Here is a 17,891-nt window from a genome sequence, read left to right as displayed (position 1 = left end):
ATTTTTATTTTTAAAATGAAAAAGATGTGATATAATGGAGAAAGATTAATTGAGGAGGACGATATGGCATTAGCAAAAATTGTATTTGCCAGCATGACCGGTAATACCGAAGAAATCGCAGATATTGTAGCAGATAAATTAAGAGAATTAGGTTTAGATGTCGATGTTGATGAGTGTACAACTGTGGACGCTTCTGACTTTTTAGAAGCAGATATCGCTATTGTTGCGACCTATACTTATGGTGATGGAGAATTGCCAGATGAGATGATGGACTTCTACGAAGACCTAGCAGATCTCAACTTGAATGGTAAAATCTATGGAGTAGTTGGCTCAGGTGATACCTTCTACGATGAATTTTGTAAAGCTGTTGACGACTTTGATCGTGTGTTTGTCGCAACAGGAGCTGAAAAGGGTTCAGAATGTGTCAAAGTAGATCTTTCTGCTGAAGAAGAAGATATCGAACGCTTGGAGCAATTCGCAGAAGAGTTAGCTGCTAAAGTAGGATAGACCTCTGACTGTGCTGACTGGAAAAGGTTGGCACAGTTTTTATTTTCGAGGAGTTTTGTTTTTCGGACTGTTTGAGGATTTATAGTTTTCATTACAGAAATGAAGAAGGAGACAAGATGGATTTAGATAAGATTAGACAAGAAATTGACGAAATAGATAGCCAAATCGTCCAACTGTTGGAAGAAAGAATGCATCTAGTTGAAGACGTAGTTGCTTATAAAAAGGCTACAGGAAAACCAATCTTGGATACCAAAAGAGAAGAACTTATCTTTAAAAAAGTCAGAAGTCGTATCAGCAATAAAAAATACGAAGAAACAATCGTTGAGACTTTTTCAGATATTCTCAAACGTTCGCGTGATTATCAGGATAAAAACATCAAATGAAAAAAGAACAATTCTATACACTAGGAATCTTTCTAGCTGGTATGTTAGGAGGACTCGTCCGTTATCTGATTTCCAAATGGCTACCAGCTAGTCCAGACTTCCCTTGGGGAACATTAGTTGTCAACTATCTAGGGATTTTCTGTCTTGTCTATCTCGTAAAGGGGTATCTAGTTTATAAGGGAACCAGTAAAGGCCTTGTTCTAGCTCTTGGAACAGGCTTCTGTGGCGGTTTAACGACATTTTCTAGTCTAATAGTAGACGTTGATCGATTGATGAGCACAGAGCGATATGTCAGTTTGGTTATCTATCTAGTGTTGAGTGTCGGTGGTGGGCTCGTATTGGCCTATATTTTAGGGAGGAAGAAATGGTAGTATTATATCTAATGCTTGCTTGTGGACTGGGTGCCCTTGTGCGTTATTTCTTTTCACGTTATAATCAAGGTTCAGTACTACCTCTAGGAACTCTCATAGCTAATATTCTAGGCTGTTTTTTGATTGGATTATTTTACAGTCATGTGGAGTCAAAAGAAGTCTATACTGTCCTTGCAACTGGTTTTTGTGGCGGTTTGACGACTTTTTCAACTTTGAATGATGAGCTCCAAAGGCTCCTAAGTGACAAGAAGGCGTTTTTTAGTTATTTACTAGTAACCTACTTGCTTGGTTTTCTTGCATTTTTTATAGCAAATCTGCTATAAACTTCTTTACTTTTTCAAAGAAATCTGATAAACTAGACTTTGTGTGTAATGGACGCACAAAAATACAGTTTATCCGCTGAGGAAGGTTCCTCAAGATTGACAAAGATAGGAGAATAAAATGAATCCATTAATCCAAAGCTTGACTGAAGGTCAACTTCGTACAGATATCCCTTCATTCCGTCCTGGTGACACTGTTCGTGTACACGCGAAAGTTGTCGAAGGAAACCGTGAACGTGTTCAGATCTTTGAAGGTGTTGTTATTGCACGTAAAGGTGCTGGCATCTCAGAAAACTACACAGTTCGTAAAATCTCTAACGGTGTCGGTGTTGAACGTATCTTCCCAATCCACACTCCACGTGTTGAAAAGATTGAGGTTGTTCGTTACGGTAAAGTACGTCGTGCGAAATTGTACTACTTGCGTGCTCTTCAAGGTAAGGCTGCTCGTATCAAAGAAATCCGTCGTTAATTCGACAATAAAACTCTGCTCATTCGGCAGGGTTTTTCTCTAGCTCCCTTAGTTCAATGGATATAACAACTCCCTCCTAAGGAGTAGTTGCAGGTTCGATTCCTGCAGGGAGCATTTTAAGAAGCGTAAAGAAACGTAAAGAAACAAAAGGAACACTGAAAACTCAGTGTTTTTTTTGTTAGTTTTCGTTAGCAAACCCCTCATATCAAGCGCTTGTATGGTATAATAATGGAAAACGTTAACATTGATTTTTAAGGTAGTTCTAACATCTTTGAACACTAAATAAAAAAGATTATGAGTGCTCTACAAGTTTAATCTAAAAGGGATATAAGAAAAGGAAGAAAAATGAAAATTTCTGGTACAAGGTCTATCATCACATTTGACTATGAAAATGGTTATGTTTTAAAAGCAAAGGGAGAATTGTTGACCGATGGAAGTTTTACTGTATATAGGTCAAGTATACAGAATTGGGAGCCACCATACAACCACATTCGTATCACACAGAACGAGATAGATAAACTTGTCGAGGAAGTGGATTCCATGATGACTGAGCAAACAATACAGATCGAATTTATCTGAGTTAGAGTAGGAGAGTAACATGACACAATTTGAAGATAAATTCATGGAAGTTCAGGTTAGCATGATTTCGTTAGCACTAGAATATGTCCAAAATCAAGCAGAAAAAGTATACATTTATTGCATCTCTGAAGAAGCATTGCAGTCATATAAAGTTTTTTATAAGATTAATGGTATTGTAATCGAAATGGACAAAGTTAATGAAGTTGCGACAAATAAAATAGATGATTCCGATAATATGGCATTCGCTTTATTGGAATACGGAGCTGAAGACATACAGAAATTGATTGATGTCTGCCAAGAATACAATCACGAACATCCAACTGAAATGTGGTTGATTTATGATGCCAAGAAAAACAGCCTTGACAGTCGTTATAGCTATGAAGGGCGTTACGACAAGGATGAAGAATTGCTTCCACGTCTAGAGTTTGAAAAATGGTTTGAGGAAGTAAAAGCACAGGAATTGTAGGAGTTACAAATGACACAATTTGAAGATAAATTTATGGAAGTTCAGGCTAGTATGATTTCGTTAGCGCTGGAATATGTCCATAATCACGCAGAAAAAGTATATATCTATGCCATAGCGGACAGTTTGTATAGTTTTAATGTATTTTATAAGATTAAAGGAAATATTGTACACAAACACTTAGTAAATGATTTTTTACCTACAAAATCACACATTGATACCAGTTTACAATCTCTCTTGTTGAAAGAAGGTGTCAAGGATGTAAAATTAATGCTTGATGTTTGCCAAGAATATAATCGCGAGCACCCAACTGAAATGTGGTTGATTTATGATGCTCAGAAAAACAGCCTTGACAGTCGCTATAGCTATGAAGGGCGTTACGACAAGGATGAAGAATTGCTTCCACGACTAGAGTTTGAAAAATGGTTTGAAGAAGTAAAAGACAAGCAACTGTAGGAGAAGATGATGATACAATTTGAAGATAAATTTATGGAAGTTCAAGCTAGCATGATTTCGTTAGCACTAGAATATGTCCAAAATCAGGCAGAAAAAGTATATATTTATTGCATATCTGAAGAAGCATTACTTTCTTTTGATGTTTTTTATAAAATTAATGGAACTGTGACAAAAATGTATGCGGTGAATGAAATTTTAAATAAAAAAGTAGATACTTCAAAAAATATGATGGTAGCAGTACAACGGTTTGGTCTTGAAGATATACAGAAAATGCTTGATGTTTGCCAAGAATATGACCGTGAACATCCAACTGAAATGTGGTTGATTTATGATGCCAAGAAAAACAGTCTTGATAGTCGCTATAGTTATGAAGGGCGTTATGACAAGGATGAGGAATTGATTCCACGTCTAGAGTTTGAAAAATGGTTTGAGGAAGTAAAAAACAAGCAACTATAGGAGAAGAAGCTATGCCCCAACAAGATCAATCAATCATCTATCCTTTGCCAACTGATGCGCTATTACAGGAAAGAGAAGTAGCGTGGAAAGTTCGATTACCTGACGATTATAAGAATTTTATAATGAGAAAAAATGGTTTTCGTCCTCCTAAAAATTTATTTTCTTTAAAAAATAGGTCATTTTTGATTGAAGGATTCTTGTGTGTATTAGAAAACACAAAAGACAATCCACTAGGTGTGTATGACATTGATGTTGTAATGTCCCAACTGGATGAACGTTTGTTTGTCCATGAAGATATTTTGGGGTTTGAGTTGGTCCCCATAGCAGCATTGTTCGGTGGCGACTTTCTTTGTTTAAATTATATAGAGGATTCCGAAAATCCAAGCATTTGTATCTGGTATCACGAAGAATCCTACGAGCTAGAACCTGCTATAGAGTTTGTAGCTAATAACTTTACAGAGTTTTTAGATATGCTACAGGATTAGCAGTGTGATGAAAAGATATTGATTTAACAAGAATAAGAAGAAATCATTAAAAGACTGATTAACGTAGGTATTCTCAGATGAAAGGTTGATACAATGCTAGAATATAAAAAAACATCAGCTAATAGAAAATGGTGAAATTATAAAATCTTCTACATTTGAAATCCGAAAAATATTCGTTAGTTAGAAAAATTTTTGAAGATCGAGCTTTTATTAGTACTTCAGTTGTTACGCCTTTTGATGATGACGTAAGATGAGAAATCAACGAACCAAAAGGTTCTAAAGGAGGGATGGTTACTGCTTTCAGTATGTTCCCTAATGAAAATGAGTTATTGTAGACAAGAAATTGAAATTCTTAATAAAGGGTATAGATAAAGTTGATCATAAAATTATTCTAAAAATGGATTTAATAGAATAGGAGAAGGCTATGAGATTAAGAGATAAATGGGAAGATGATTCAAATCAGTATAGAAAATATAATCTTAAACAAAAAATAAATTCGGTTATCTTTGGTCTAGCTATAGGTGATGCACTGGGAGTCCCTGTAGAGTTCAGAGATAGAGATACCTATCATGTTTCAGATATGGTGGGTTATGGAACCTATAATCAACCAGCTGGTACCTGGTCAGATGATACTTCTTTATCCTTAGCACTTATTGAACACCTGTGTGAGGATTCTGATTTGAATGGGTTGATGGATAAATTTGTAGCTTATCGTCAGGGCTACCTCACACCTTTTGGATATTGCTTTGATATTGGTGTTGCGACTAATCAGGCGATTGAACGGTATTTGGCAGGAATCTCTCCAGAGAAGTGTGGAGGAACTAGTGAGAGAGATAATGGCAATGGAGCTCTGATGAGGATATCTCCCTTAGCTCTGCTCTTATATGAAAATTTTGATTTCAGTTATAGATCAAAAATAATTGAGCAATATACTAAGCTGACTCATGCTCATCCAAGGTCTATCGTGGCATCTATTCTTTATGTCCAGCTTTTAATCGGTTTTCTTCTTAACATTCGTTTAGAAAAATTACTTTGTCAATCAAAACCTTATCTTGAAGATTATTTCAAGAAAAAACCAGAATACTGGGAAGAGTATCAGGAACATTTTAGAGAAATATTTGATAGAGAATTTTATCAAAAATCTAGGGAAGATATTGCTTCCACAGGCTATGTTGTTGATACCTTGAAGGCTTGTCTCTGGTGTTTAGGTACAACAGATAGTTTTGAAGAAGCTGTTCTAAAAGCCGTTAATCTTGGAGGGGATACCGATACCATCGGTGCCATTACAGGTACTTTAGCTGGTGCCCACTATCAACTGGATGGCATCCCAGAAAAATGGATTCAACAGCTGGCTAATAGAGAATTGATTGACGAAAAATGTCTGCAATTACTGGAACACTTATATAAACAATGTAAATAGTTCTTATTATTGGGCAATAATCAGAAGAACTCTCCCTTTTATGATAGAATAAATGAAACAAGAGTTTACCGATAAACCATTGGTAAACTCTTGCTTTAAATAGAATTCTCTTCAAAGCCAAGTGAATCAACACTACTCCAGCATCTCATCTGCGCAATCACGGATTACGACTATTGATGTGCAGTTGGAACCTCTTCAAACGGCCAAGAAGTCTGTAGGGGAAATTCACAAAAAGGTTCATGATACAAAAAATAGATTATAAAGATAAGGTATCATTAGTAGATGTTTGGTAAAAGACAAAGGAGATAAGAATGGAATCAATTTATGTAAGTCAAAAAGATATGTTGGAAATTTGTCAAGATGGTGATAAGTATTTCTTGCGTTATCCAACTTTTAATATTACTTGCCCAGAAGTGGTTCAAGAAATTCCTAAAGAAGCTGTGGATAGCTATATTTCAGGAGAGCATACTGGTAAAGAATTGATGAATTATGCAGATTATGGTTTTTGGAAATCTAAAAAACAATATACACAAGAAGAGTCGAATAAAATTTTTTTACGAAATAATCCTGATTTAATTTTTAATGATTTACCTGATAACAAAAAAATATTTTCTCCTGAAGAATTTACTCAAATTGTCACTCAAGTCATCGTCTCAAAATTGAAACCTAGCGAACTTGACGCTATTGGTATAGTTGATAATCATTTAGAGCTTCTTCTGGTGGATCCAGTTTGCTGGGAGGAAGAGATAGAAGCAGTCCATCTGGAAATTCTGCAAGAAAAAATTAATAATTACATTCACTTCCTCGAAAGTAAGCAGTATGTGGAGCGATATGGCGATAACTTTGACAAAAAAGTCATCCATATTACCTTCCAGTATTCTCCATCAGACAACGGATTGGCCTTTCTCGCTGCGGTTCAGAAGGTGTTACAACCCACAGATATGAGTTTGAAGATAGAATTACCAGAGTAATAAAGGGAGCGGAAACTCTCTCTTTTTTATGTTATAATAGGCATAGAATGTTTGGGAGAAAGAGATGAAGGAAAATAAATACTTATTTTGGGTTGTCAGTGTAATGCTAATGTTTTTGACACTTTTTGCACTGAATGGATGTAGTTTGGGTGGTAAATGTGGAAATAAATTTTAGAGGATTAGATGTTGCTTATTTTGATGTGTTAGAGATGGGAGGAAAAAAGTATGTTTTAGATTCCAACTCCACGACACCAAAGAGTTATTACTGGGGATTTTCCCCCGGAAATCTTGAAGTTGATTTGATAGAACTTGATAGCAATAATAAAAATTTTGATAAAAAAATTAAGACAGGTTCTTCAGGAATGCGTATGGTAGGTATTGGTTTTGGCCTTGTTCTGTACAAACTAGTAACGTCGATTTTTAGATATTACAATATTAGTCATTCTCCGTATTTAAAGGTATTTTTATTTCTCATATCTATTTTGATAGCTTATATTGTTTACCAAAGTATTTTAATGAAGTCGCGAAAGGAAATTTCAAGTCGTTTACCCCAAGAAAAGAAGAGATATAAAATAGTCTTTCAGAATAATAAGAAAAAAAGACAATTCCATGCCTATCTCTTTATTATTTTACATGTAATTGCTTTAGCTATTTATATGGGACTAGATGATGGAACAGAAGCTGCTGTCCTAGTGTTAAATGGTATGTTGGCATATCTATTCATTTGGATAGAATCTGGCGTTATTCCGTTGACATATGCTTATCAACAGAAATACCTACAATATAAAGAATTGAAAAAGGTATAATAGAGCCTCTGATAAAAATTCAGAGAGCATTTGGGTGGTAAATGTGGAATTAAAATTTAAATATTCGAATATAGCAGTTTTTAGAATCGTTGAGTTTAAAAATAAAAAATATATCTTAGATTCTACTACTATAAAAGGGAAGTCCTATTTTTTCGGCTTACTTCCTAAAGAGGTTTCTGCTGAAATGGTTGAGCTATCTCCATCAAACGATAGTTTTGAAATAAAACCTAAGACACCCTTGAACGCATCTACTGCTTTGGTCATCATGGTTCAACCACTTGTGGTTTTTTCTCATAGATTGATGAAAGATGCATTTATTAGTTGGGGAATTAGTGAGCAAATTTTACTGAAATTAGTGTTGTTTGCTTTCTCTGTATTTTTGTCTTATCTCATGGCTGTCTGGTATGAAAAAGTTGCAGTACGAAAGTTCGAATCAAGAATCCCGCCAAATAGTAAACGTTGTCGACTTGTTTTTGAACCAAAAGGGAAACGAATAATTGATTGGTTGTTTTTCACACTTGGAATTAACATTATATGTTTGGCATTTTTTATGGGACTTAATAGTGGATATGAAAGTGCTGTATTGGTCATAAATGGTATAATTTCGTGGTGGGCCTTTGTACTATCAAGAATGCCACAAATTCCAGATTACTATAAAACAATGACGTTGACTGAGATTGAAGAGTTGTAAATATGGAATTAAAATTTAAAGAAACAAATAAAACGTTTCATAAAATTGTAGAATTTAAAGGTGAAAAATATCTTTTGGATATGACCAGCATTAGTCCTAAGACTTATTTCTGGGGTTCTCTTCCTAGTGAAATCACAGCTAAATGCTTAAAGTTAGATAAAAGAGATACGAGTTTTGAGAGCTTAGCTCCAACTATGAGCAAATCTCTTGGTATTGGAGTAGGTGTAGCAATAGGTGGAGCTTGTTATGGGATTGTTACGAATGCCTTTAAGAGTTATGACATTAGCCATAATATTTCTTTTAAATTAGGATTGTTTTTCCTCTCTATTGTCTTAGCTTATCTTACTTTCAGGTTCATTGCTTTTGTGGTTCGTCGTAATCTTCAACAAAAGCTTTCAAGTAAAGAAACGAAGTATCAAATAGTTTTCAAACTAGCAAGCTCACAACGTCAGTTAAAACTGTATAAACTTTTGCCTATTCTTTTTGTCGCTGTTATAGGATGTTTAGGATTTTATATATTTACTGATAATGGAACAGAGGGCTCTATCCTTATCATTAACAGTATTTTATTTTTGGGTTTCTTTACGGTGATCTTAGGTATGTTACCACTCCGAGAAAGTTACGAAAAACAAGAACTCATTTTTGAAAAAATAGAAAAGTTGTAAGTTAAAAAGAAACATGAATACTATTTTATAACTGATTTTTAATGAGCATTAGGAGATATTATGTTAAAATCGAACAAGTGGATATTCCTTGCGATTTCCGTTCCCTTTATGATTCTTGCTTTGTCTTATTTGTTTATTAGGGTACCGATTGGGAACACTGGTAAGTTTATTCATGATCATGAGGATTCTATCAAGAGAGAAATTATTGCAGACATAGACAGTCAAGGGCAATATATAAAGTCAGTGACACTTTTACCAGGTTCTGCCAGAGGAGGCTTTGATAATGGTGGAGATGTAGGTGGAAATTATCATATTTCCTTTACAGCCTATGCTAATAATAATAGCAAGCAGTCAATGAAAGTAGAATTATTCTTTCCTGATGCTGGTATAGGTCCTTTTACATTTATAAAACCCAATCCTTATAAATCTCCTGAAACTATGAGGAGATGGTACTTATCAGTAGTAGAGGTATCAAGTGATCCCTCGTGGGATTGGAAGCGTGAGCAAGATAAATTGAATGAAACGATGAATAATCTTTTGAATGTTGCTGTTCGCAAAGGCAAGGATGTATCCTGGAAAGTTCAAAAAGAGATTATGATTGGTTTACTTAACAGATGGCTACAAGAACATGAGGAAAATTTCAAACTAGCTATCCAAACCAACCTGTATAGAAACGACCCAGAATTGGAACAGAAATTAGGAAAGATTCAAAGTATCAGTGTAAGTGTAAGTAAACATCAAATATACACTCCTTCGATAGATAGAGACATTCGTTTTGATGTTCGATTTGAGAAATATCCTGAAGAAGTAGCTATTATAAACTGTAGTTTGCATTCCCAAGGGAAACAAACGGTTTTTGAGGATCCGTCAGTAGCTGCAACTATTAGTTTTGATAGAGAACGTTTTTCTATAAAAACTGAAAAAACTGAGTATGACTCCAAACTATTTCCTATTTTTAATCAAAGTCGATTTGGTAATGGCAATGGAGAAATATCTTATAATCTCCCAAAAGATTATGAAAATCAATTCTTAATTCCATAACTATCAAGCAAGCTGTTAGGCTTGCTTTTTCTTTATCTTCTACCTTATAAGATGCTAATCATGTGAGATTAAAGTACATGGAAATAGATAAAGAGCGAAACCGCTCTCTTTTTGTGGTATAATAGGCATAGATTTTGTTGTTTTTGGAGGAGAGAAATGAAGAAAGTACTTTTAATAATTTTATTGCTAATACTCGGAGGGTGTTCAAACGGGAATAAAACTGGAAAAAATGAGACTAGTAAAAGTGATACAGTTGTAACTGAGGATAAAAAATTGAAATTTGTTGTAGCACCACAATATGAAGGTAAAACATCGGAATTAATAGAGTTTGGAAAGAAATTAATTGAAGAACATCCTGAAATTGGTAGCAAAGGAAATATGGCTATCTATTTTACAGGTGCAGTCTCAGATGGTAGAGCAGCGCTAATGTTGGTTAACAAGACCGATGAAGATATCAAAAAAGATTTAGAGTTTTCACTGAGTTGGTCTTATGATGGAAAAAATATTTTTGATAATCAAAAAATAAGTTATGCTATCAAGGATAGCGGAGAATTACCCTCTTATACAACCACGTTAATTTTGTTACCACTTAACTCAGAGCAATTGGAGATTGTTGACTCGATGTCAGAACCTTCCAAGATGAAACTTTCAATGTCAGATGTGAAGAGTATCGACTAAGTTAGGAGGAGAATGTGACAACAGAAACCATAATATTTTTATTTGCTACAGTTGTTATTCTTTTATCCATATTTTTATTGTCTGGCACATATTTATATCTTTATTTTAGAGATAAAAAAATGGTACGTCTTGCCAAATCGTCTGTTAAGGGAACGGTTGTGGGCTATAGTAGTTTTAAACTTGGAAATCCTCCGATTGTCGAGTATGTGGTCGACGGAACCAGTTATAGGAAATCTTTACAGTATTTTATAATCAAAACAGTTTCACTTCCTTGGGGACCATTAAGTGCATCAGATAAATTTACAAGAGAAGGCATGTTAGCAAATTCGCTAACCCTTTATCGTAATTCATTTATATCTTTTAACAACTTAATGCGTACGCATTTTCCTATCTATTCGAAAATGACAGTATGGTATGATTCAGAAAAACCTACCAGAGCCTATGTAGAACGATATTGTGGGATTAACAAGCTTTATAAATGGTTGGGCATTGGGAGTGCTGTAATATTAATTATGATGTACGTTATTTTAGTAGTTGCTTATTTGTTAGATAAATAATGAACCTAAGTATATCAGATATTCAAATGAAGTAGGGGAACTATATGTCAGATTTAAAGCTTTATTTTTTGTTGCTATTTGGAATTTTATTACTCTGTTCATCTGTACTTTTCTTTTTCCGTTATTTTTACAAAAGAGAACTAAGGATAAAAAATTTATCTACGGCATGCGTTGAGGGAATTGTAGTAGGATACAAGTATTCAAAACCAGCAGGTCCTCCAATTGTTGAATATAAAGTTGATGGGCGAACTTATCAAAGAAATTTGGACTACTATAGAGTCACTCTCATATCAGTTCCTTGGAAGAGTGTACAAGCCACTTCTAGGTCGGAGTTATTAGCTCAAAAGATAACAATTTATAGAAATTCGGTCGTTTCTGTTACACGTGTTTTGGAAGATGCTTTTCCAAAGGGCTCAAAGATGACGGTTTGGTATAATCCTGCTTGTCCCAAAGAGTCCTTTGTTGAGAGATACAGTGGTATGGAAGTAGTGTATAAGCATCAAGTATGGATATGTATGGCAGCATTAATTTTGACACCCATCTTGTTGACAATGGTATTTATATTGAATGCATTTTATAAATAGTAAATTTAAGGGGAGAAATTATGTCAAATGCTAGTCAAGAAGCTGCAATTCAATCGCAGATTAGTTCATCTCAATCAAAAAAAACGATGCAGATAATCTAATGGAGAATTTAAGGATATGATTTTGAGGGCAGGACTTACAGAGCGATAAAGAGAGCGAAAGGGGCTCTCTTTTGTGTTATAATAGACATAGATTTTGTTGTTTTGGAGAGAGAAATGAAAGAAAGATATTATGAATTTTTGAATATGGCAGTTGTGGATACTAGTCCTATAAAGCATTTTGATTATATAAGAGCTTGTGCAATGGAGGTTGTTTTTACTTTACTAATATTAATAGGTTCTATTTTTATAGAAGGTGAGAAACATGATGTGAGTATGCTTGTATTTTACATAACCATTTTTCATCTATTGGCTTTGTTATTCATGTTTTTGCTATTTCAAATGTTTTCCAAATCAAGATTATTGCAATTGATTCCAGCTAGTTCTATTTTAATTTCTCATGTTGAGTTTCTTTTCTGGAGTTCTTTATTTTTGGGGAAGAACTACTGGTCTGTCTTCATGATGTTGATTGTCCTAAGCATTATGTTTCAACTACTAACCTTTGTTTACCAGTTGTTTATTGTCCCTATAGCTAAGAAATTACCAGCTGGTGAGTATAGAAAGAATATTTTATTTCTTCCTTCGGTTGTTTACCTATTGATTTCAGCAATTGTAATAGTTATAGCATATTTATTTACGTCGCCGGCGTATGTTGTCCCTAGCCTTGTTGTAGCGAGCATAGTCTGCCTTCCCTTCTATTGGCTTGAATATGCACGAGTATTTACCGGTTGGAAAAAGAAAAGCACCAATAACTTTATTTTTAGAGGACAAATAAAATGAAACCAACAAACCTAGAATGGGAAGATGTTATCCAGTTTGAAGAGGTAAAAGGTTACGGTCAGCATATCTGGAGAGATAAGGATAAATATTATTTAGTTTCAGAAGAGGGAACTGTGGCTTCTTGGTTAGTAGTCTATGAATTACCAAATGAGTTATTTGCATTACTAGAGAGTGGGGAAAGAACGGAGTTAGAAGTATTAAATAAGCTTCAGACTGATCGTTGGCCACCGACGGAAGAAGAAAAGAAAGCTAATGAGAAACGATTCATAGAAGAGAGTCCTACATCATTAATTGATTTACCTGAAACTAGAGAGTTATTTACTCAGGAAGAGCTTGAAAGATTAATTCCAATTGCTGAGCAAATGTGGATTGACTGGAGAGGCAAACTTCCAGATGATTATGTATCACCATTGAAATAGCTTATGGGGAAAATAGAAAGGGTTTATTTTTAAATGAATCAGATAAAGGGAAATGGGTTCATTATAAGTGAAGAAAATGGCAATTATACAATGTCCTGGATGACAGGAGGTCTTCAAGATAGAGAAGTTACTTATCCAGTTAGTAAAGAATTAGTGGACAAGGCTTTAAGGTCAGAACAGGATGCTTATGAGGTTGAGTTATTCTTACAAACTGGGGAATGGGTGACTAAAGAAAGTAAAGAAGTAGCCAGACAAAATTATTTTAGATCCTCACCAGTTCGGATTTTGGTAAATCCATCATCTATTAAACGATTGTTTTCCAATCAAGAATTCGAAGAACTTTTACAAAAAGCAATTTCCTCAGAGCTCAAACCAACTGAACTTGATGCAATTGGTATAGTTGATAATCATTTAGAGCTTCTTCTGGTGGATCCAGTCGGCTGGCAGGAAGAGATAGAAGCAGTCCATTTGGAAATTCTGCAAGAAAAAATCAACAATTACATTCATTTCCTCGAAAGTAAGCAGTATGTAGAACGATATGGCGATAGTTTTGACAAAAAAGTCATCCATATTACCTTCCAGTATTCTCCATCGGATAAAGGACTAGCCTTTCTTGCAGCAGTTCAGAAGGTGTTACAACCGACGGATATGAGCTTGAAAGTGGAATTGCCGGAGTGATAAAGGGAGCGAAACCGCTCTCTTTTTTATGATATAATAGGCATAGAATGTTTAGGAGAAAGAGATGAAAAAAGGCTTATTAATCGGCTGTTTATCCATAGTTATACTATTTGCAATGTTCATAGTACTTAGTCCTATTATTGCTATGATGGATATGTGGGGTCTATTTGCCCATGCAAGTCGGAATGAACTTGAGCAAGCAGTGCATCGCTCTTATGAGAACTACGGTCTTACAGGTCAGTTTGAGTTAGAAAAATATGAGAAAAACTATACAAGTGTAGGAGGATATCTAATCCATGGTACTTACAGTGAAAATATAGATGGTAAAACCTATCAGGCTAAGACTCGTTTTGAATACTATACTCGTCCTTCGGAAAAAGAAACGTATAGAAAGACTGATGCGGAAGTAGATTATAAACAAAACAAAAAAATTTATCAAGCTTTTCCAGAATTAGCTTATTTAGGAATTGAGATTAGTCCAGGCACTAGCGAATTTTTAAAAAAATTGGATACTTCAATAACAGATCCTAAAATGACTGCTTTGAAGTACGAAGGGATTGATTTTCAATTTAATAGTAAATCTGGCAACATGTATCTTTATGATGAAATCTTAGAGGAAAATAAAAAAATGGACAAGCATTACAAGGGATGTATCCTATGGATGCTCAATATCTTTTCCAAAAAGATATTTTTATACCAGAATTTCAATTTCGATACTACACTCCAGAAGACAAGAAGGATCAGTTATATGATGCTTATCTTAAAGACCTTGAATCGCAATTGAAAGAGTTTTTTAACAATCAACCCTTACCTAGTGGTCTTTATGCTGTAAAGATTGATAGATATGAAGGGGATAAACTTGTTAATAATAGCGGTAGATATTATGTGAAGATTGAGAATCATCAAGTTGTGGAGTTTATCAAAGATTTACAACAGGAGTCACTGGACTAATGCTGCTTATAAAGACCTATAAGATACTGATATGAGATTGAAGGTAGAACATACAAAAAAGTGAGTAAAGGAGTACGGACGATGTTAGCCATTTGTATTGATACTATAGGCGACAAGTCAATGACCTATAAGTTGTTAAGAAACTATTCATCCTTGTCTCTTTCTCTAATCCAATCAAGAATAAAAAATCATGATACAGTTATGGAAGTGGATATTCTAGATTTGGACGAATTAAAAAAAGTAAGAGCCCTTATTCATGACTTAAGTAGCATTGGAACCATGGTTACAATGAATGATTCGACTGGTGTCATCACATTAGAAATATTAAATAATATTATTACGACCTATGAAGAGATTGCAGCTGAAAGAGAAGAACTGGATGCGCTTATGTTTGATGAGGAAGAGTAATCTGTAATTAAAACACCCCAGGAGTTAGTTTTTAATATCTAACTTCTGAGGTGTTTTTTATATTCTAATAATGTTACAAGACCCAAGTACGGATAGCATGGGCAACGCCTGATTCATCATTTGTTTTGGTGATGTATTTGGCAATTTTTTTGAGTTCTGGGTTCCCGTTTTCCATAACAACGGGGTTTCCAACGACTGCTAGCATGGCGCGGTCATTTTCTTCGTCACCGATCGCCATAGTTTCATCTTTGCTTAGTCCAAGTTTCTCAGCTAGGTGCGTAATGGCTGAACCCTTGTCTACATCCTTTTTAAGGAGTTCTAGGTAAAATGGAGCAGATTTGTTGATAGAGTATCGCTCGTAAAATTCTGCTGGAATCTTTTCAATAGAAGCATCGAGAATCTCAGGTTCGTCGATAAACATACATTTGACGATTTCTTTATCAGCCATCTCTTCAGGTGTACGGTAAAAAATTGGCATGCTGACGAGAGTTGACTCGTGTACGGTGTATTTTCCGATATTGCGATTGGCAGTGTAAATGCCGTCTTTGGTAATAGCATGCATATGGACTCCCAGTTTACGGCTGAGAAATTCCATATCTAGATAATCTTCGTAGGTCAAGGATTCACTGATAATCTCTTGTCCTGTGGCAGTTTCTTGGACAAGGGCACCGTTGAAGGTCACAACATAGTCTCCTTCATCTCTCAACTGCAATTCGTCAAGGAGTTTGGCAACACCAGCGATGGGGCGTCCTGTTGCAATCACAACCTTGACTCCAGCTGCTTTGGCATCTTGGATAGCTGCAAAAACTTCTGGAGTAATTTCTTTTTTGCTATTGACTAGGGTACCATCGATATCGACGGCGATAAGTTTTATACTCATAAATTTCCTCTGTTATTTCTTGTCTGGAGTAAAATGATCATTCTCAATCAAATGTGAAAATTGTTGAATGATATTTGTGAAAATACTGTTTTGATTTAGCATTTCTTTAGGGAAGTAGAAACGGTTGTCACCATGACGGCTTCCTGCAAGAGATTGAACGATAGGAGACAGACTAGAAAGTTCTGCTAGTTCACCATTCTTTTGAACAATCTCAATCTGTGTTCTAGGATTTTCAGACTCAGGTCGATAAATATCGTATGGAAGGTCAAAATTCTTGTGGATAGCTGTGTAGTAGTTGGGGTCAAATCCTATTTTTTCTACTAAGTTCCGCATGATTTCAAGTTTGTCTTGGTCTTTCTCAGAAAAAGTGATGGACTTAAAGACTTTACGGTTGATAAAACGTTGCGATAGATCAGCTAGAATCTTATCTGTACTTGTCATCCAGAGTTGGAAATAAGTATTCATAACCCCATCGTCTAGTGCTAGATAGTCAGACAAGCTTACATTTTTCTCAAAAAAATGGTAGTAGATGTGGTGAAGTAAGGGCAAAGAAGTCTTTATTTTCAGGATAGAGTTCCTTGGCACGTTTGAGAAGATTTTGCAAAAGGACTTCCATGGCGCGTGTGGCTGGGTGGAAATAAACCTGCATGTACATCTGGTAACGGCTGAGGACATAGTCCTCGATGGCATGCATCCCATTACGCTGAAAGGCGATACCATTTTCAACAGGTCGGATGACACGAAGAATACGTGTCAGGTCAAATTGCCCATAAAAAGCGCCAGTGAAGTAGGAGTCACGAAGAAGATAGTCCATGCGGTCAGCATCAATCTGGCTGGAAATTAGCTGAACGACTTGCTTGTTCGGATAGCTGTGGTCGATGACGCTGGCTACTTTTTCAGGAAAGTCAGGAGCTACTTGGAGTAAAACTTGATGAATTTCTGTTTCAGGACTTTGGATAATTGCTCTTGTAATAGCCTCATGGTCCGTGTCAAAGAGATGTTCAAAAGTGTGTGAGTAGGCACCGTGTCCAAGGTCGTGTAGAAGGGCTGCAGTCATGGTCAACAAAGATTCATTTGGATTCCATTCGTCAGAATATTTTCTATCAAAAATTTCAGTGATTTGACGTGCAATTTCATAAACTCCTAGACAGTGAGAAAAACGACTATGCTCTCCACCGTGGAAAGTATAGCTAGATGTCCCAAGCTGTTTGATGCGACGTAGCCGTTGAAATTCTTTTGTATTGATCAGGTCATAAATAACTTGATTATTAACATGGATATAGTTGTGAACAGGGTCACGAAATACTTTTTCATTCATAAGACCATTATAGCAAATTCCTTGCCTTTTTGGTAAAATAGTAGGGATAAGTGAGAAGAAAGAGGAAGACTTGTGAAGATTAGAATGAGAAATACCATCCAGTTCGATGAGCAGTTGGAAGTAGTGGACCAACTTTATGATGTTGAATTACGTGAAAAGGGCGACTATGGATACCTGCTTTTTTATAATGAGGAGAAAGAAAAAGTAGTCCTCAAGTTTGATGATAAAGAGCTGATTATGACGCGTTTCTCAACTCCAAAGACCATCATGCGTTTTCTAAAGGGAACTGATAGTTTAGCCTATATTCCAACACCTATGGGCTTGCAGGAGTTTATTATCCAAACAAGCCACTATGAAGTTGGTGGAGAGAAGATTGAACTAGCTTATCAATTACAAAACAAAGAAGGAGTTCCATTTGCGAACTACCGCTTAGAAATTACCTGGGGATAAGAAAAAG

General features: G+C 35.4%; 25 protein-coding genes, 1 tRNA gene and 2 pseudogenes. 26 read left to right on the top strand and 2 right to left on the bottom strand.

Annotated elements, in window-relative coordinates:
* Positions 1-63: 63 nt before the first annotated feature.
* The 25 genes and pseudogenes from HMPREF9180_RS06415 to HMPREF9180_RS06295 all read left to right on the top strand — a co-directional run bounded on the left by HMPREF9180_RS06415 (position 64) and on the right by HMPREF9180_RS06295 (position 15,236).
* Positions 64-507 carry a flavodoxin gene (locus HMPREF9180_RS06415; RefSeq protein WP_001162133.1) on the top strand — a complete coding sequence of 148 codons (444 nt, stop codon included), beginning with the start codon at positions 64-66 and terminating at the stop codon, positions 505-507.
* A 116-nt stretch (positions 508-623) separates the two neighbouring features.
* The gene (locus HMPREF9180_RS06410; protein WP_006145696.1) at positions 624-890 is read left to right on the top strand and encodes a chorismate mutase; all 267 of its coding nucleotides are present in this window, start codon (positions 624-626) and stop codon (positions 888-890) included.
* Entirely contained in the window at positions 887-1,261 is a 375-nt protein-coding gene (crcB, locus tag HMPREF9180_RS06405) for a fluoride efflux transporter CrcB (protein ID WP_006145695.1), read from the top strand. The genes HMPREF9180_RS06410 and crcB (HMPREF9180_RS06405) overlap by 4 nt, the downstream gene beginning before the upstream one ends.
* Positions 1,255-1,584, top strand: a complete 330-nt coding sequence (crcB, locus tag HMPREF9180_RS06400; protein WP_006145694.1) for a fluoride efflux transporter CrcB — start codon at positions 1,255-1,257, stop codon at positions 1,582-1,584. The genes crcB (HMPREF9180_RS06405) and crcB (HMPREF9180_RS06400) overlap by 7 nt, the downstream gene beginning before the upstream one ends.
* Before the next feature lie 118 nt (positions 1,585-1,702).
* Positions 1,703-2,050: a 50S ribosomal protein L19 gene (rplS, locus tag HMPREF9180_RS06395; RefSeq protein ID WP_001068670.1), complete on the top strand. Its 348-nt coding sequence runs from the start codon at positions 1,703-1,705 to the stop codon at positions 2,048-2,050.
* A gap of 42 nt (positions 2,051-2,092) precedes the next feature.
* Positions 2,093-2,164: transfer RNA gene (locus tag HMPREF9180_RS06390), tRNA-Arg, on the top strand.
* A 231-nt stretch (positions 2,165-2,395) separates the two neighbouring features.
* A complete protein-coding gene (locus HMPREF9180_RS06385) occupies positions 2,396-2,629 on the top strand; it encodes an Imm74 family immunity protein (RefSeq protein ID WP_006145693.1) in 234 nt (77 codons plus the stop codon).
* 19 nt (positions 2,630-2,648) lie between these two features.
* Positions 2,649-3,095, top strand: coding sequence for a hypothetical protein (locus tag HMPREF9180_RS06380; RefSeq protein WP_006145692.1), 447 nt, complete (start codon positions 2,649-2,651; stop codon positions 3,093-3,095).
* Between the two features lie 9 nt (positions 3,096-3,104).
* On the top strand, positions 3,105-3,548 hold the full coding sequence (locus HMPREF9180_RS06375) for a hypothetical protein (protein WP_006145691.1): 444 nt from the start codon (positions 3,105-3,107) through the stop codon (positions 3,546-3,548).
* Between the two features lie 9 nt (positions 3,549-3,557).
* Positions 3,558-4,004: a hypothetical protein gene (locus tag HMPREF9180_RS06370; protein WP_025168694.1), complete on the top strand. Its 447-nt coding sequence runs from the start codon at positions 3,558-3,560 to the stop codon at positions 4,002-4,004.
* Between the two features lie 11 nt (positions 4,005-4,015).
* Positions 4,016-4,489, top strand: coding sequence for an SMI1/KNR4 family protein (locus HMPREF9180_RS06365; RefSeq protein WP_006145689.1), 474 nt, complete (start codon positions 4,016-4,018; stop codon positions 4,487-4,489).
* Between the two features lie 424 nt (positions 4,490-4,913).
* Positions 4,914-5,909, top strand: a complete 996-nt coding sequence (locus HMPREF9180_RS06360; protein ID WP_006145688.1) for an ADP-ribosylglycohydrolase family protein — start codon at positions 4,914-4,916, stop codon at positions 5,907-5,909.
* Between the two features lie 311 nt (positions 5,910-6,220).
* Positions 6,221-6,880 (top strand): DUF6572 domain-containing protein, encoded by a 660-nt coding sequence (locus tag HMPREF9180_RS06355; RefSeq protein WP_006145687.1) that lies wholly within the window; start codon positions 6,221-6,223, stop codon positions 6,878-6,880.
* Positions 6,881-7,014: 134 nt separating this feature from the next.
* Positions 7,015-7,686 carry a DUF443 domain-containing protein gene (locus tag HMPREF9180_RS06350; protein ID WP_006145686.1) on the top strand — a complete coding sequence of 224 codons (672 nt, stop codon included), beginning with the start codon at positions 7,015-7,017 and terminating at the stop codon, positions 7,684-7,686.
* Between the two features lie 34 nt (positions 7,687-7,720).
* Positions 7,721-8,377 (top strand): DUF443 domain-containing protein, encoded by a 657-nt coding sequence (locus HMPREF9180_RS06345; protein ID WP_006145685.1) that lies wholly within the window; start codon positions 7,721-7,723, stop codon positions 8,375-8,377.
* Positions 8,378-8,379: 2 nt separating this feature from the next.
* On the top strand, positions 8,380-9,042 hold the full coding sequence (locus HMPREF9180_RS06340) for a DUF443 domain-containing protein (RefSeq protein WP_006145684.1): 663 nt from the start codon (positions 8,380-8,382) through the stop codon (positions 9,040-9,042).
* A gap of 60 nt (positions 9,043-9,102) precedes the next feature.
* On the top strand, positions 9,103-10,083 hold the full coding sequence (locus tag HMPREF9180_RS06335; protein ID WP_006145683.1) for a hypothetical protein: 981 nt from the start codon (positions 9,103-9,105) through the stop codon (positions 10,081-10,083).
* 156 nt (positions 10,084-10,239) lie between these two features.
* Positions 10,240-10,761, top strand: coding sequence for a hypothetical protein (locus tag HMPREF9180_RS06330; protein WP_006145682.1), 522 nt, complete (start codon positions 10,240-10,242; stop codon positions 10,759-10,761).
* A 14-nt stretch (positions 10,762-10,775) separates the two neighbouring features.
* Entirely contained in the window at positions 10,776-11,318 is a 543-nt protein-coding gene (locus HMPREF9180_RS06325; protein WP_006145681.1) for a hypothetical protein, read from the top strand.
* Between the two features lie 44 nt (positions 11,319-11,362).
* The gene (locus HMPREF9180_RS06320; RefSeq protein ID WP_006145680.1) at positions 11,363-11,902 is read left to right on the top strand and encodes a DUF3592 domain-containing protein; all 540 of its coding nucleotides are present in this window, start codon (positions 11,363-11,365) and stop codon (positions 11,900-11,902) included.
* 215 nt (positions 11,903-12,117) lie between these two features.
* Positions 12,118-12,780: a hypothetical protein gene (locus tag HMPREF9180_RS06315; RefSeq protein ID WP_006145679.1), complete on the top strand. Its 663-nt coding sequence runs from the start codon at positions 12,118-12,120 to the stop codon at positions 12,778-12,780.
* The gene (locus HMPREF9180_RS06310; RefSeq protein ID WP_006145678.1) at positions 12,777-13,199 is read left to right on the top strand and encodes a hypothetical protein; all 423 of its coding nucleotides are present in this window, start codon (positions 12,777-12,779) and stop codon (positions 13,197-13,199) included. Before HMPREF9180_RS06315 ends, HMPREF9180_RS06310 begins: the two co-directional genes overlap by 4 nt.
* 33 nt (positions 13,200-13,232) lie before the next feature.
* Positions 13,233-13,877: a DUF6572 domain-containing protein gene (locus HMPREF9180_RS06305; protein ID WP_006145677.1), complete on the top strand. Its 645-nt coding sequence runs from the start codon at positions 13,233-13,235 to the stop codon at positions 13,875-13,877.
* Positions 13,878-13,941: 64 nt separating this feature from the next.
* Positions 13,942-14,828 (top strand): annotated as a pseudogene (locus HMPREF9180_RS10000) (hypothetical protein).
* An 81-nt stretch (positions 14,829-14,909) separates the two neighbouring features.
* On the top strand, positions 14,910-15,236 hold the full coding sequence (locus tag HMPREF9180_RS06295; RefSeq protein ID WP_006145674.1) for a hypothetical protein: 327 nt from the start codon (positions 14,910-14,912) through the stop codon (positions 15,234-15,236).
* Positions 15,237-15,309: 73 nt separating this feature from the next.
* On the opposite strand, the gene yidA is transcribed toward HMPREF9180_RS06295, so the two are convergent.
* Together yidA and HMPREF9180_RS09995 are read right to left on the bottom strand one after the other, a co-directional pair.
* Positions 15,310-16,116: a sugar-phosphatase gene (gene yidA / locus HMPREF9180_RS06290; RefSeq protein ID WP_006145673.1), complete on the bottom strand. Its 807-nt coding sequence runs from the start codon at positions 16,114-16,116 to the stop codon at positions 15,310-15,312.
* Positions 16,117-16,128: 12 nt separating this feature from the next.
* Positions 16,129-17,434, bottom strand: a pseudogene (locus HMPREF9180_RS09995) (HD domain-containing protein).
* Between the two features lie 72 nt (positions 17,435-17,506).
* On the opposite strand from HMPREF9180_RS09995, the gene HMPREF9180_RS06280 reads away from it, so the two are divergent.
* Entirely contained in the window at positions 17,507-17,884 is a 378-nt protein-coding gene (locus tag HMPREF9180_RS06280) for a YwiB family protein (protein WP_006145670.1), read from the top strand.
* Positions 17,885-17,891 lie beyond the last annotated feature (7 nt).

Origin of the sequence: Streptococcus peroris ATCC 700780, assembly GCF_000187585.1 — a bacterium.
Taxonomy (GTDB): domain Bacteria; phylum Bacillota; class Bacilli; order Lactobacillales; family Streptococcaceae; genus Streptococcus; species Streptococcus peroris.
The sequence above is the reverse complement of the archived record's forward strand: the minus strand, read 5'-3'. Positions and strand labels throughout refer to the sequence as shown.

Excerpts from the sequence above, each read along its gene's own strand:
- HMPREF9180_RS06415 (WP_001162133.1), top strand. The coding sequence starts at position 64 with ATGGCATTAGCAAAAATTGTATTTGCCAGCATGACCGGTAATACCGAA.
- HMPREF9180_RS06410 (WP_006145696.1), top strand. The coding sequence starts at position 624 with ATGGATTTAGATAAGATTAGACAAGAAATTGACGAAATAGATAGCCAA.
- crcB (WP_006145695.1), top strand. The coding sequence starts at position 887 with ATGAAAAAAGAACAATTCTATACACTAGGAATCTTTCTAGCTGGTATG.
- crcB (WP_006145694.1), top strand. The coding sequence starts at position 1,255 with ATGGTAGTATTATATCTAATGCTTGCTTGTGGACTGGGTGCCCTTGTG.
- rplS (WP_001068670.1), top strand. The coding sequence starts at position 1,703 with ATGAATCCATTAATCCAAAGCTTGACTGAAGGTCAACTTCGTACAGAT.
- HMPREF9180_RS06385 (WP_006145693.1), top strand. The coding sequence starts at position 2,396 with ATGAAAATTTCTGGTACAAGGTCTATCATCACATTTGACTATGAAAAT.
- HMPREF9180_RS06380 (WP_006145692.1), top strand. The coding sequence starts at position 2,649 with ATGACACAATTTGAAGATAAATTCATGGAAGTTCAGGTTAGCATGATT.
- HMPREF9180_RS06375 (WP_006145691.1), top strand. The coding sequence starts at position 3,105 with ATGACACAATTTGAAGATAAATTTATGGAAGTTCAGGCTAGTATGATT.
- HMPREF9180_RS06370 (WP_025168694.1), top strand. The coding sequence starts at position 3,558 with ATGATACAATTTGAAGATAAATTTATGGAAGTTCAAGCTAGCATGATT.
- HMPREF9180_RS06365 (WP_006145689.1), top strand. The coding sequence starts at position 4,016 with ATGCCCCAACAAGATCAATCAATCATCTATCCTTTGCCAACTGATGCG.
- HMPREF9180_RS06360 (WP_006145688.1), top strand. The coding sequence starts at position 4,914 with ATGAGATTAAGAGATAAATGGGAAGATGATTCAAATCAGTATAGAAAA.
- HMPREF9180_RS06355 (WP_006145687.1), top strand. The coding sequence starts at position 6,221 with ATGGAATCAATTTATGTAAGTCAAAAAGATATGTTGGAAATTTGTCAA.
- HMPREF9180_RS06350 (WP_006145686.1), top strand. The coding sequence starts at position 7,015 with ATGGATGTAGTTTGGGTGGTAAATGTGGAAATAAATTTTAGAGGATTA.
- HMPREF9180_RS06340 (WP_006145684.1), top strand. The coding sequence starts at position 8,380 with ATGGAATTAAAATTTAAAGAAACAAATAAAACGTTTCATAAAATTGTA.
- HMPREF9180_RS06335 (WP_006145683.1), top strand. The coding sequence starts at position 9,103 with ATGTTAAAATCGAACAAGTGGATATTCCTTGCGATTTCCGTTCCCTTT.
- HMPREF9180_RS06330 (WP_006145682.1), top strand. The coding sequence starts at position 10,240 with ATGAAGAAAGTACTTTTAATAATTTTATTGCTAATACTCGGAGGGTGT.
- HMPREF9180_RS06320 (WP_006145680.1), top strand. The coding sequence starts at position 11,363 with ATGTCAGATTTAAAGCTTTATTTTTTGTTGCTATTTGGAATTTTATTA.
- HMPREF9180_RS06315 (WP_006145679.1), top strand. The coding sequence starts at position 12,118 with ATGAAAGAAAGATATTATGAATTTTTGAATATGGCAGTTGTGGATACT.
- HMPREF9180_RS06310 (WP_006145678.1), top strand. The coding sequence starts at position 12,777 with ATGAAACCAACAAACCTAGAATGGGAAGATGTTATCCAGTTTGAAGAG.
- HMPREF9180_RS06305 (WP_006145677.1), top strand. The coding sequence starts at position 13,233 with ATGAATCAGATAAAGGGAAATGGGTTCATTATAAGTGAAGAAAATGGC.
- HMPREF9180_RS06295 (WP_006145674.1), top strand. The coding sequence starts at position 14,910 with ATGTTAGCCATTTGTATTGATACTATAGGCGACAAGTCAATGACCTAT.
- yidA (WP_006145673.1), bottom strand. The coding sequence starts at position 16,116 with ATGAGTATAAAACTTATCGCCGTCGATATCGATGGTACCCTAGTCAAT.